Here is a 12,828-nt window from a genome sequence, read left to right on the forward strand (position 1 = left end):
CTCTTCTTTGTCTCTCGCTTCAAGCCAGGGCCGCCAGGGCCTTGGTGCGGGCGTCTTCAACGCGCTTGACTTCGTCCGCAGGGATGTAGAAGTCGCGCTTGTAGTTGAAGCTGTGCTTGATGGTGGCGATGACGGTCACCAGGAAGGCCAGGCCGGCGATCAGCCACATATGCCAGATCAGGGCGAAGCCGACCACCGTGCTCAGGCCCGCCAGCACCACGCCGGCGGCGGTGTTCTTGGGCATGTGGATGGACAGGAAGCCGCTGGTCGGGCGCTGGGCGCCGCGCTGCTTCATGTCATGCCAGGCGTCCAGCTCGTGCACCACGGGGGTGAAGGCGAAGTTGTAGTCCGGCGGGGGCGAGGAGGTCGACCACTCCAGCGTGCGGCCACCCCAGGGGTCGCCCGTGTGGTCGCGCAACTGCTCGCGGCGCAGGAAGCTCACCACCAGCATGATCAGGAAGCAGGCGATGCCGATGCCGATCAGGCCGGCGCCCAGGGCCGCGACCTGGAACCAGATCTGGATGGACGGGTCATCGAAATGGCTCATGCGGCGGGTCACGCCCATCAGGCCCAGCGCGTACAGCGGCATGAAGGCCAGGTAGAAGCCGATCAGCCAGAACCAGAACGAGCACTTGCCCCAGAAGGTGTCCAGCTTGTAGCCAAAGGCCTTGGGGAACCAGTAGGTGATGCCGGCAAACATGCCGAACACCACACCACCGATGATGACGTTATGGAAGTGGGCGATCAGGAACAGGCTGTTGTGCAGCACGAAGTCGGCCGGCGGCACGGCCAGCAGCACGCCCGTCATGCCACCGATGACGAAGGTGACCATAAAGCCCATGGTCCACAGCATGGGCACATCGAAGTTGATGCGGCCGCGGTACATGGTGAACAGCCAGTTGAAGATCTTCGCCCCGGTGGGGATGGAGATGATCATGGTGGTGATGCCGAAGAAGGCATTCACGCTGGCGCCCGAGCCCATGGTGAAGAAGTGGTGCAGCCAGACGATGTAGGACAGGATGGTGATGACCACCGTCGCATACACCATGGAGGCGTAGCCGAACAGGCGCTTGCGGCTGAAGGTGGAGACCACCTCCGAGAAGATGCCGAAGGCGGGCAGGATCAGGATGTAGACCTCGGGGTGGCCCCAGATCCAGATCAGGTTCACATACATCATGGCGTTGCCGCCGAGATCATTGGTGAAGAAGTTGGTGCCCAGATAGCGGTCCAGCGACAGCAGCACCAGCACGGCGGTCAGCACCGGGAAGGCGGCCACGATCAGCACATTGGTGCACAGCGAGGTCCAGGTGAAGACGGGCATCTTCATCAGCGTCATGCCGGGCGCGCGCATCTTGACGATGGTGGCGATCAGGTTGATGCCCGACAGCGTCGTGCCCACCCCGGCGATCTGCAGGGCCCAGATGTAGTAGTCCACCCCCACGCCCGGGCTTTGCAAAATGCCCGACAGCGGCGGGTAGGCCAGCCAGCCGGTGGTGGAGAACTCACCGATGAAGAGCGAGGCCATGATCAGGATGGCGCCGCTGGCCGTCATCCAGAAGCTGAAGTTGTTCAGGAAGGGGAAGGCCACATCGCGCGCGCCGATCTGCAGCGGCACGACATAGTTCATGAAGCCGGTCACAAAAGGCATGGCCACGAAGAAGATCATGATCACGCCGTGGGCGGTGAAGATCTGGTCGTAGTGGTGCGGCGGCAGGAAGCCGGCGTTGTCGCCAAAGGCCATGGCCTGGTGGGCGCGCATCATGATGGCGTCGGCAAAGCCGCGCAGCAGCATGATCAGCGCCAGCACGATGTACATGATGCCGATCTTTTTGTGGTCGATGCTGGTCAGCCAGTTGCGCCACAGCGGGCCCCAGGCCCGGTAATAGGTCATGCCGCCCATCAGGGCGAGGCCGCCCAGCACCACCATGGCGAAGGTCGCCAGAATGATGGGGTCATGGGGGATCGCCTGCGTGCTCAGGCGACCAAAGATCAACTTCTGGAGGTCGGGTGCGTCAAGCATCTTGCTTCTCTCGGTAAAACATGCGGACGGGCCGACAAGTGTTTGTCGGCCCGCTCAATCTTTTGGTGCAGTGTTCGCTTGGGTCTGAAGGCTTCAGCGCTGTGCCGTGCGTGAGGCCGCGGGCAGGTACTGGTCCAGGTTCTGCGGGGTGCACATGGAGGCCACCACATTGCGTTCGCCGTCGCGCCAGGCCTGCTTGGACAAGCCGTCCACGCTGCCCTTGCCCAGACCGCCCGCCGCATCGATGGCCATCATCTGGCCCATGCACATCTTGTTGCTGTCCACGCAGCGGTTCAGGATGGCCTGGTAGAGGCCGGGGTCTACCTGGGCATAACGCTGCACCGGCACGCGCTCGCTGGGTTGCTCCAGCTGCAGATAGGCGCTGCGGTTCAGGGCCGCGCCGCCGGCCTGGTTCTTGGCCACCCAGGCCTGGAAGTCCGCGTCGCTCAGGCCGTGGAACTTGAAGCGCATATGCGAGAAGCCATGGCCGCTGTAGTTGGCCGAGAAGCCGTCAAACACGCCGGGCTTGTTGATCACCGCGTTCAGCTCGGTCTGCATGCCGGGCATGGCATAGATCTGGCCGGCCAGGGCGGGGATGTAGAAGGAGTTCATCACCGTGGAGGCCGTGATCTTGAACTGGATGGGGCGGTCCAGCGGGGCGGCCAACTCGTTCACCGTCGCAATGCCTTGCTCGGGGTAGAGGAAGAGCCACTTCCAGTCCAGCGCCACCACTTCCACCACCAGGGGCTTGACGCCCTCGGGGATGGGCTTGCCGGCGGCGATGCGGTCCAACGGGCGATAGGGGTCCAGCTTGTGGGTGCTGATCCAGGTGATGGCACCCAGGGCGATGATGATCATCAGCGGGGCGCCCCAGATCAGCAACTCCAGCTTGGTGGAGTGGTCCCACTCGGGCGCGAAGGTGGCCGACTTATTGGCCTGGCGGTAGCGCCAGGCGAAGAAGAAGGTCAGGAAGATCACCGGCACGATGATCAGCAGCATCAGCAGCGTGGAGGTGACGATGAGCTGAGCCTGTTGCTGGGCGATATCACCCGAGGGTTTCATCACCACCATATTGCAGGCGGCCAGGGGGAGCGTGGCGGCGAGCAAGCCGAGTCGAGCGACTCTTTGCGCGCGGTTTTCGCGTGTGTTGGGCTGTTTTTGCGGGGAGATGGAATGCATCGATACGCGCCAGGAAGGGAGCAGAAGGGCAGGGCTGCAGCACTAGCGGGAAAACGCCAGTTGCGCGCCGGGCTGAAATGTATCCTGATTGACCCAGATCAACGATTGGACATTTTGTCCAAGGCCTGTCCTAAGTCCTTGATCTAACTCAGGATCTCAGCTACCAACTTATTGCCATGAACAGCTCAGCGATGCACTCCATTTCTGCCCCGTTTTCTGCGTCCGGTGGCCGATCAAGCCTTCGCGACGAAGACCCCTCCGTGGCGCCCGGCGATATCGCCGTCGGCGTCGTCATCGGCCGTGCTTCCGAGTACTTCGACTTCTTCGTCTTCGGCATTGCCTCCGTGCTGGTGTTCCCGGCCGTGTTCTTCCCCTTCGCCTCCCAGTTGCAGGGCACGCTCTACGCCTTCGCCCTGCTGGCCCTGGCCTTTGTCGTGCGGCCGCTGGGCACGGTCTTGGGCATGTGGGTGCAAAAGCGTTTCGGCCGCAGCACCAAGCTGACCCTGGCGCTGTTCTTACTCGGTAGTTCGACGGCCGGCATGGCCATGCTGCCCAGCTATGCCAGCGCCGGCGCCAGCGCCATCGCGCTGCTGGCCCTGTGCCGCATCGGCCAGGGCCTGGCCCTGGGCGGCTCCTGGGACGGCCTGCCCTCGCTGCTGGCCATGAACGCGCCCGAGAATCGCCGCGGCTGGTACGCCATGCTGGGTCAGTTGGGCGCGCCGCTGGGCTTTCTGGTCGCCAGCGGCCTGTTTGCCTACCTCTGGAGCGATGTCTCGCGCGCCGACTTCCTGTCCTGGGCCTGGCGCTACCCCTTCTTCGCCGCCTTCGCCATCAATGTCGTGGCCTTGTTCGCCCGCCTGCGCCTGGTGCTGACGCATGAGTACGAGCGCGAGCTGGAGGCGCGTGAGCTGGAGCCCTGCGATATCGGCGAGCTGCTCGGCACCCAGGGGGGCAATATCTTCATCGGTGCCTTTGCCGCCCTGGCCAGCTATGCGCTCTTCCATCTGGTGACGGTCTTCCCCCTGTCCTGGATCATGCTGTATTCGCAGCAGGAGGTTGGGCAGTTCCTGCTCGTGCAGATGGCCGGCGCCGTGCTGGCCGCCGCCGCCATGCCGGTCTCGGGCCTGCTGGCCGACCGTGTCGGCCGCCGCCGCTTGCTGGGCAGCCTGGCCGTGCTGATAGGCCTGTTCAGCGTCTGCGCGCCCTGGCTGCTGGATGGCGGCACCCTGGGCCAGGACACCTTCATCCTGCTGGGCTTTGTGCTGCTGGGTCTGTCCTACGGTCAGGCGGCCGGGGCCGTTACGTCCAACTTCCTGCCCCGTTTGCGCTACACCGGGGCGGCCTTGACGGCCGATCTGGCCTGGCTGATCGGTGCGGCTTTCGCCCCCCTGGTCGCCCTGGGCCTGTCGGCCCGCTTCGGCCTGGGTGCCGTCAGCCTCTACCTGCTTTCGGGCGCGGCCTGCACCCTGATCGCTCTGCGGGCGAACCGGGTGTTGGCGATGAAGGACTGAGGGCCGGTGGCGGCGGGCGCATAGCGTCCGCCCTGAGCCGCTGATGGCTCGTAATTGCTTGCGGATCAACAAGGGCCCGGCTAAAACCGGGCCCTTGTTTTTGGATCTTCCTCAAGCTGAACAGCGAGCACAAGCATGGCGCTTCCAACCCCTGTTGCCGAGTTCTGGCAGCGTTTTCTGGCTCAGAGTCCTGAACACGATCCGGCCCGCTTCTACGAGGCCTTCAGTTTTGGCGATAGCGAGGCCTTGGCCGACGAGCTGGCCGATCTGCTGCTGCGCGGCATCAAGCGCGCCACGGCGGGCTCCATCGCCGGCTATGAAATGGACGGCGGGCGGCCGCCACGGCCCGGGGACTTGAGCATCGTCTGTGATGGGCGCGGCAAGCCGTTGTGCGTCATCGAGACCTTGCGGGTGGAGGTGTGCCGCTTCGGCGATGTGGATGCCGAGTTTGCCGCCGTGGAAGGCGAGGGCGATGGCTCCCTGGCCTATTGGCGCGCGGCGCATGCGGCCTATTTCGAACGCGAGGCGGCGCAGACCGGCCAGGCCTTCAGCGAAGATGTTTTGCTGGCTTGTGAGCGATTCCGGCTGGTGTATCGCGAGGCTTGATTGCGCCCTGCGCGCAGGGCCTGGATGTTCGTGGCGCACTGAACGGCAGGGCTGCCGCGATGCTGTCGGAAACAAGGGTTTGGGCTAGGATCGAAGCGCTTGTTTGCAAGTGCATTTCCAAGGAGCGGCCATGAAACCCTTGCCTGCTTTTCTTGCCTCTTTCTTGCTCGCCTTGGCCGGTGTTTGCGCGGGCCTTTTGTCCGGCTGCGCCACAGCGCCCCCGCCCCAGAAAGCGCCGGTGCAGCAGTCGTTTCTGCATGACGGTTTGTTCAAGCCGCCCAGGCAGCCGGTCGATGTGAGCCGGGTCTTTGCCCTGAGCCCGCAGATGCTCAAGTATGTGGAGCAAGACATCCTCGGCCAGTTGCGCAGCAAGGGCGCGCGCCAGGGCTTGCTGGATGCGCTTTACAACAAGCAGGAGCTGCGCCTGGAGTACGAGTCCAGCATGACTCGCAATGCCAGCGAGGCCTTTGAGGCGCGCCAGGGCAATTGCCTGTCCCTGGTCATCATGACGGCGGCATTTGCCAAGCATCTGGAGCTGCCGCTGAATTTCCACAGCGTTTATGTCGAGGAGTTCTGGACCCGTAGCGAGGGCTTGTATGTGCTCAGCGGCCATGTGAACCTGAGCCTGGGCCGGCGCCTGTTGGATCAGCGCAATGTGGTCGGCGAGGCCGAGCTGCTGACCGTCGACTTCCTGCCACCCGAGGACAGGCGCTTCCAGCGCAGCCGGGTGATCGATGAGAGCAGCATCCTGGCCATGTACCTCAACAACCGCGCGGCCGAGACCTTGCTGGCCGGCCAGCTGGACGAGGCTTATTGGTGGGCGCGCGAGGCCTTGCTGCAAGAGCCCAAGCTGCTGGCCGCCTACAACACCCTGGCCGTGCTCTACCGCCGCGCCGGCCATGCGGCCGAGGCCGAGGCACCGCTGCGTTATGTGCTGGCCCAGGAGCCGGCCAATGTGCAAGCCATCTCCAATCTGGCCCTGATCCTCAAGGATCTGGGGCGCTCGGCCGAGAGCGAGTCCATGCTGGCCAGGCTCAGGGAGCTGCAGCCTTACCCGCCGTACCGCTATTTCGACCTGGGCGTCCTGGCCATGCACGGGGCCGATTTCAAGGCGGCCAAGGACTTCTTCGACAAGGAGATCGCCCGCTCGGCCTATGTGCCCGAGTTCCACTTCTGGGCGGCCCTGGCCAGTTACGGCCTGGGCGACTTGGCCGGCGCCCGCAAGCAGATGGCGCTGGCTTTGGACAATAGCAATACCAATAAGGATCGCGCCACTTACTCGGCCAAGCTGGATTGGCTCAATGCCCAGCAGCGCTCCAGGCTGCGTTGACTCGGTATTGGCTTGTCAGTTCAGGGGTGGCAGGCCGTGGCGGGCCCGCGCGCGGCTGCAGGCCTCGTCGCCCAGGCCCATGGGGGCACGCAGGCCGAACTCCCGGCAGGGCGCCGGGCGCCACTCGTAAATGCCGCAGGAGGCCTGTTCGCCGACCCGCCCCACCAGGGCGGCGCAGCGCGGGCGGGCGTGGTCGGTGCCGCGCATGCGGGCCAGGCTGTCGTTCAGCTCCACCGCCAGGCCGTCGGGCACGCAGCCGCCTTCGCTTTGCAGCTCCTGACGGGCAAAGTCCACGGTATAGCTGGCGCAGCAGGCGCCGCAGCTGATGCAGGGGTTGCGTTTGAGTTCGGGCATGGCGGCAGTCTAATGCTGCCGCCTGCTCATGGGTCAACCCGCAGGGGGGCGCGCAAAAATCTCTACCCGCCGATTTTGCTGCCGCCCCATTTCATCGGCATTGGATGCAATGGGCTCATTCGGCCCGCGCCCCTCAAAGCTGAGGCGGCCTGACTCGTAGCCCTGACCTTGCATGAAGGTTTGGACGGCCCGCGCCCTTTGCTCGGACAAGAGCTGATTGGCCTTGAGTGTGCCTACGCTGTCGGTGTGTCCAACCACCCGCACCGTGATCCCGCAATACTTTTTGAGGGTGCTGGTGACGCTACTCAAGGTGGATTGGAAGCCTGAACTCAGATTCGCCTGGCCAGAGCTGAACATCAGCTGGCCTGGAATTTTCAGGCGCACCGAGCCATCGGCCTGCTCTTCGACATCAATCTGGTTCTTGAACGCAGAGGCCGCCAGGGCACCCACCAGGGCGCCCCCCAAGGCACCCTTCACCGCGTTGTGGGTGTGATTCCCCGCAAACTGGGTGCCAATTACCGCGCCAGTCACCGCGCCCACCGTGGCCCAGAGCTCGGTACGGTCTTTGTTGGACAGCGTCGGCAGCCGTTCGCATGCAGGTTCGACGGCTAGGGCACGAGCAGCCGGGCCCGGTGCCGCAGAAGGCGCAGTTGCGGGCGTCGCGCTTTGACTTGGCGCCGGTGGGTTGCTGACGCAGGCGCTCAAAGCCATGGCTATGGCAATCAAGAGTGGGCTTGGGCTGACTCTGCGAGCATTGCATGGTTTAGAAAATGAAGGCGTGATTTGGTTCGACATGGTCTTTCCTCTTTGCTTGCTTTGCAGCTTCATTGCAGATACCAGGCCCAGGCGGAGAAGACACCTCGGCTATCGCCATTGGGTGCGCTTTGGCTGGGAGGGCTGTCAAAGGTGTTGATGGAGACATAGGCACCGACGCCTGCGTTGGAGAGCAGCAAGGTGCCGGGCAAGACCGTCATGGGCTTTTGGAAGCCCAGCAAATAGCCGGGTCCCGTGCTGACGCTGGGTCTGGCGCTGATGACCTGCCTGAGTTGGGCGTCGTAGCTCAGCCAGCTGCCGTCGGTGGGATGCAGTGTGAGCAGGTGACCATTGGGTGCGAGTGCGGGGGAACCTGGGATGCCGGTGCTGCCGCACATCTGAGCGGGTAGGGCAGCGGGCTCAGCCCAGACGGCGGTGGTTCGGCGCAGTACCTGACAGCGGCCGTAGAAGTACCAGTTGAACTCACCGTCGTCGCTGAGAGATGCGGGTATCACGGCGTCGGTGGCGGGCGGTGTCTGCCCGCTGTCATGCACCGTCCAACTGCCCTCGGCACTGTCCAGGCTGGCGAGATAGACGCTTGGGCGGCTGCCATTGTCTTGGCTCCACATCAGCACAATTTGCCCTTTGGGATTGGACCAAACCTTGTTGAAGCTGGCTTTGGCGCCGCGCTGATCGATGATCTCTACGGCCCCAAGGCCGCTGCGAACATTGCCCCGGAAGGCTGCGATGTCTGTGTTTGTGCTCAGCGGCTGAGTCTGTGTGCCGAAGACGGCGATGCGGCCCGCGGCGTCCAGGGTCACGGCCATGGGGATGAAGCTGCCGTTGATGTCTATCGGCCAAGACTTGCTGCTAAAGCTTGACTGATCTGCGGCGCGCCAGCCAATGGCCAGTCCCATCCCCAGGGCTTGTGCGGGATCCACGATCGCAATGCGTGCCGCGACGTCGCCGGCGTCATTGATCATGGGTGCGTCTATGTCGGAGATGTTGTTGGCGATTTGCCCAGCTTCCCAGTTCCCGCGGCTCACCAGAAAGCGCGAGGTGCTAACTGCAAAACAGGGCGGCTTTTCATTGGCGTCCTTGCAGGTGGCCTTGTGCGTCCAGCTTGCAAAGGCATTGCCGGCAGGCGAAACAGCCAGCCGGAGCTTGGTGGCGAAGTCTCCGGGTGTGCCGGCGTCCAGCACCACGGGGGTGCCATAGATGGCCGCGCCGCCCTTGCTGCCTGGCTCCAAACGAAGGGCATGCAGTGCCATGCGGTCCTGAACCATCTTGGAATAGAGCACCGTCACCCGCCCTTGCGCATCCATGGCCGTCGCACTGCCCACACCGGTCAACATCAAGTTGCTCGTGTCCAGCGCTTTTCCCGCTGTCCAGGCCCGGCCGCTCAGCGCGCTGGTGGGTGAACTGACTCGCAGCAGGGCGGTACGGCTGTTGCTATTGCCCAAGCTATTCGTGGCGGTGACGCGAAAGCGTCGACCGTCATCGTTGGCGCCGGCGTTCAGGCTGTAGCTGCTTTGGGTGGCGCCATTGATGTTGGCAAAGCTCAGTCCGTTGTCGGTGCTGACCTGCCATTGCAGGCTTGGTATTGGATTGCCCTCCGCGGCCGCGCGCAGTGTGATCTGCTGCCCCGCCGTGGCGTTGAGGTCTTGCGGCTGCAGCGTCCAGCTGGGTGCACTGAGCGCGGCCGTGACCGTCAGCGTGGCCGGCTCGCTGGTGCTGATGCCCTCGGTATTGCTGGCAATGACGCGATAGCGTGTGCCGTGGTCGGCAAGCGTGGTGGCCGAGGTGGTGAAGCTGGCTTCCGTGGCGCCGTCGATATTGCTGTAGTTGGCGCCGCCGTCGCTGCTGCGCTGCCATTGCAGGCTGGGCATCGGGTTGCCGCTGACTTTGACCGTCATGCTGGCCGGCGCGGGGGCCACCACCGCCGTCGAGGCGGGTTGCTGGATGAACTGCGCTTGTGCCGACGGGGCCAGTACGGTGAGCCAGGCGGCGTCGCTGGTCACCGCACCTGCCGCATTGCTCACGATGACGCGCAGCTGAAGCTGGTCTTGCGCAAGACTCAGAGAGTTCAAGGCGAGGATAGGGCCTGTGCCGCCCTCGACATCGCTCCAATCGCTGCCGTTGCGGCTGGACTGCCAGCGATAGCTCAAGCCAGTGCCGGTGGCGGTGATGGCAAAGCTGGCCGCTTGACCCTGCAAGGCGCGCATGGCTTGTGGCTGGGAGGCAATGCTGGGTGAGACCAGTTGTGGCTTGACCGTGAGCTTGGCGGCTGAGCTCAGCGATTGGCCGGCGTCGTTGGAAACCCGGACCCGAAACAGGCTGCTGTTGTCGGCGCTGTCCGTAGAAGCCAGGCTGAGGCTGTTGCTCTCGGCGCTGTTGATGGCGACCCATGTGGCGCCGGAATCGGTGCTGCGTTCCCATTGGTAGCGCAGGCCCTCCGTCGGCGCCACGGTGACTTCAAAGCGCGCAGGGCTGCCCGGCAATACTTCCAGGTCGGCTGGCTGTGCATTGATTTGAGGTGCTGCAAGAGGGGGGGCTTCGCCGCCACCACCGCAGCCGCTCATCACGAGTGCGAGCAGCATAGGCAGCAGCAAGTGTTGCCAGCAATAGATCCAAGTCTTCATGGTTGACTCCTGTTGAGCGTGGAAGGCCAAGCCGGCTTCCACCAGGAGTTCGTTGCAGCACTGGCAACGCTGTACCTGCGAGGTGTTGGCTCGGTCTGTAGTGCTACAGACGGGCCGGGCGCAGGACTGTCAGGGCTTGGGATCGCCCATCCCCCCGGGTTGAGGGGGGCAATGAAGTTTGAAAGGCGGAGCGAGGGCTTTAGCTGGCGCCGGCCGACTCCCGCACCACCGTAACGCTGCATTCCGACTGCGTCACCACCTGGGCCGAGACGCTGCCCAGGTAACGTCGCAGGGCCGAGGCGCCGCGTGCGCCCATGACGATGTGGTCGGCCCCGTTCTTGGCGGCGAAGTCGATGAGGGCGCTGGCCGCATCGGGGGCTTCCAGCACATGGAAGGTGAGCCGCCCGTCCTCCAGATTCAAGGCCTTGCTGATGGGGCGGGCCCAGTGCTTGAGGGCGATCAGCTGCTTGACGTGCACGCTCTTGCCTTCCTTGTCGGTCAGCTCGTCCATGCCGATGCGGGCCGTCTTCATCACGCTGACGCAGGCCAGGCGGGCGCCGGGCTCGGTCTGCACGATGCGGCGCACCACCTCGCGCAGTTGCTCCAGCAGGGCGGGGGTGGCGTTCTCGGTGTCCACCGCGGCCATGATGATGGGGCTGCGCTCCACCTGCACGGTGGTGCTGGCCTGGATGCTGGGCTCGGCGCCCAGGGCGAAGAACCAGCGCTTGAGCGTCTTCATGCTGCTGCTGGTGTGCATGCGTTCGGCCCGCTTGGTCAGCACCACGCCCTCGGGCTGTTGCAGGTCCAGGGCCAGTTGGGCGGCGCTTTGGTAGCGGCGTTCGGGGCTCACCTCCAGGCAGTGCAGCACCACTTCCTGGAACCAGGGTGGCAAGTCTGGCTTGATGGCGCGCGGCGGTACCGGGTCGATATAGAGGCGGCGGCGCAGGCCGCGCACCGAGTTGGGTTGGCCGAAGGGGCGCTCGCCGGTGGCCAGGTGGTAGAGCATCACGCCCAGGGCGAAGAGGTCGCTGCGCGGATCCTTGCGCACAAACTGCACCTGCTCTGGCGACATATAGGGGCCGGTGCCCATGGGCAGGGAGAATTCTTCCTCCAGCAGATCGGGCAGGTGGTCGTGGCGGGACAGGCCGAAGTCCACCAGCACCACCTCGCCCTTAGGTCTGAGCATGATGTTGCTGGGCTTGATGTCCAGATGCACCACATGCTGGCGATGCAGGTCCTGCAAGGCATTGGCCACCTGGACGCCGATCTGGATGACTTCGTCCAATGGCAGCGGCGCCTCGTCCAGGCGCGGGCGCAGGGACTCGCCCTCGATGCGCTCCATCACGATATAGGCCTGGCGGGTCCAGTCGCCGCGCGCCACGAAGCGCGGTACATGGCGGCCTTTCAGGGCGGGCATCAGCATCTGCTCGACCTCGAAGCCGACGATGGTGGCGGGGTCCTCGCCGCCCTTGATGCGGGGCACTTTCATCATCAGCGGGAAGTCCTCGCCGGCCAGCGGCTCGACCCGGACCACGCTCCACAGATTGGCCATGCCGCCCTGGTGCAGGCGCTCGATCAGGCGGAAGCCGTCCAGCACCAGGCCGGGTTCCAGAGCGGGAATGGGGGGCAGTTGGCTGTCGGCGCTCATTGCCCCTCGCTCAGGCGTTGGGCCAGGCGCTCGGGCAGGCCGGCGGCGCGGATGCGGGCGGCGGCGCTCTCGATGTCGTAGGGCACGCGCTGAAAGGCCAGCTCGCTGCGTTCGCTGTCGAAGATGGCGTAGCAGGCGGCGGGGTTGCCGTCGCGCGGCTGGCCGCAGGAGCCCGGGATCGCCAGCCATTGCCGATTCGGCAGCAAGGGGATGGCGGTGCCCGCCGCGGGCGTGAACTCGCCGGCCTTGCCCGTGCCCGAGAGGTGGTAGAGCATGGGTTCATGCATATGGCCGCAAAAGGTGTAGCGGCATTCGGTGGCTTGCAGGCTGCGCATGGCTTCCAGCCGCCCCTGGATGTATTCCCAGCCCCCCGGGGCAAAGGCATTGGCATGCACGAACAAGCGGTCTTGCTGGGTGACGCTCAGGGGCAGCTGGGCCAGGAATTCCAGCTGGTCCGGGCGCAGCTGGCCATGGGTCCAGGCCACCGCTTCCCGGGCTTCCTCGCGCATGCTGGGCGCCTGGCCTTTGACGGTGGCCAGATCATGGTTGCCCATCACGGCCACGGCACCCTGGGCCACCAGCTCGCGCACCCGATCCACCACCCAGCTCGGGTCGCCGCCATAGCCCACGAAATCGCCCAGCAAGGCATAGTCGTCGACCTGGGCGTTTTGCGCATGCTCCAGCACGGCGCTGAAGGCTTCGCGGTTGGCGTGCAGGTCGGAAATCAGCGCAATCTTCATGGCGCCAGCTTGCCATGAATCGCTGACTGCAGACTGAAGTGTTTT

Annotated in this window: 10 protein-coding genes; 3 read left to right on the forward strand and 7 right to left on the reverse strand. The window is 64.7% G+C overall.

Features of this window, described 5'->3' with window-relative positions; translation table 11 throughout:
- Positions 1 to 19 precede the first annotated feature (19 nt).
- Positions 20 to 2,020 carry a cytochrome o ubiquinol oxidase subunit I gene (cyoB, locus tag HNP55_RS11970; protein ID WP_184299514.1) on the reverse strand — a complete coding sequence of 667 codons (2,001 nt, stop codon included), beginning with the start codon at positions 2,018 to 2,020 and terminating at the stop codon, positions 20 to 22.
- A gap of 93 nt (positions 2,021 to 2,113) precedes the next feature.
- Positions 2,114 to 3,091 (reverse strand): ubiquinol oxidase subunit II, encoded by a 978-nt coding sequence (gene cyoA, locus HNP55_RS11975; RefSeq protein ID WP_246448383.1) that lies wholly within the window; start codon positions 3,089 to 3,091, stop codon positions 2,114 to 2,116.
- Positions 3,092 to 3,390: 299 nt separating this feature from the next.
- Here cyoA and HNP55_RS11980 point away from each other — a divergent pair, with 299 nt between their 5' ends.
- The 3 genes from HNP55_RS11980 to HNP55_RS11990 all read left to right on the forward strand — a co-directional run bounded on the left by HNP55_RS11980 (position 3,391) and on the right by HNP55_RS11990 (position 6,646).
- Positions 3,391 to 4,710, forward strand: coding sequence for an MFS transporter (locus HNP55_RS11980; RefSeq protein WP_246448359.1), 1,320 nt, complete (start codon positions 3,391 to 3,393; stop codon positions 4,708 to 4,710).
- 135 nt (positions 4,711 to 4,845) lie between these two features.
- Positions 4,846 to 5,316, forward strand: a complete 471-nt coding sequence (locus HNP55_RS11985; protein WP_184299520.1) for an ASCH domain-containing protein — start codon at positions 4,846 to 4,848, stop codon at positions 5,314 to 5,316.
- Between the two features lie 130 nt (positions 5,317 to 5,446).
- Complete coding sequence (locus HNP55_RS11990) at positions 5,447 to 6,646, forward strand: tetratricopeptide repeat protein (RefSeq protein WP_184299522.1); 1,200 nt, start codon at positions 5,447 to 5,449, stop codon at positions 6,644 to 6,646.
- A 15-nt stretch (positions 6,647 to 6,661) separates the two neighbouring features.
- Here HNP55_RS11990 and HNP55_RS11995 read toward each other — a convergent pair whose 3' ends face one another.
- The 5 genes from HNP55_RS11995 to HNP55_RS12015 all read right to left on the reverse strand — a co-directional run bounded on the left by HNP55_RS11995 (position 6,662) and on the right by HNP55_RS12015 (position 12,783).
- Complete coding sequence (locus tag HNP55_RS11995; RefSeq protein ID WP_184299524.1) at positions 6,662 to 7,000, reverse strand: YkgJ family cysteine cluster protein; 339 nt, start codon at positions 6,998 to 7,000, stop codon at positions 6,662 to 6,664.
- A gap of 33 nt (positions 7,001 to 7,033) precedes the next feature.
- On the reverse strand, positions 7,034 to 7,795 hold the full coding sequence (locus tag HNP55_RS12000; RefSeq protein ID WP_184299525.1) for an OmpA family protein: 762 nt from the start codon (positions 7,793 to 7,795) through the stop codon (positions 7,034 to 7,036).
- 29 nt (positions 7,796 to 7,824) lie between these two features.
- Positions 7,825 to 10,395: a hypothetical protein gene (locus HNP55_RS12005; RefSeq protein ID WP_184299527.1), complete on the reverse strand. Its 2,571-nt coding sequence runs from the start codon at positions 10,393 to 10,395 to the stop codon at positions 7,825 to 7,827.
- A gap of 199 nt (positions 10,396 to 10,594) precedes the next feature.
- Complete coding sequence (locus tag HNP55_RS12010) at positions 10,595 to 12,043, reverse strand: serine/threonine protein kinase (protein WP_184299529.1); 1,449 nt, start codon at positions 12,041 to 12,043, stop codon at positions 10,595 to 10,597.
- Positions 12,040 to 12,783, reverse strand: a complete 744-nt coding sequence (locus HNP55_RS12015) for a metallophosphoesterase family protein (RefSeq protein WP_184299531.1) — start codon at positions 12,781 to 12,783, stop codon at positions 12,040 to 12,042. The genes HNP55_RS12010 and HNP55_RS12015 overlap by 4 nt, the downstream gene beginning before the upstream one ends.
- Positions 12,784 to 12,828: the final 45 nt, after the last annotated feature.

The sequence above is a fragment of the Roseateles oligotrophus genome (assembly GCF_014204525.1).
Taxonomy (GTDB): domain Bacteria; phylum Pseudomonadota; class Gammaproteobacteria; order Burkholderiales; family Burkholderiaceae_C; genus Paucibacter_A; species Paucibacter_A oligotrophus_A.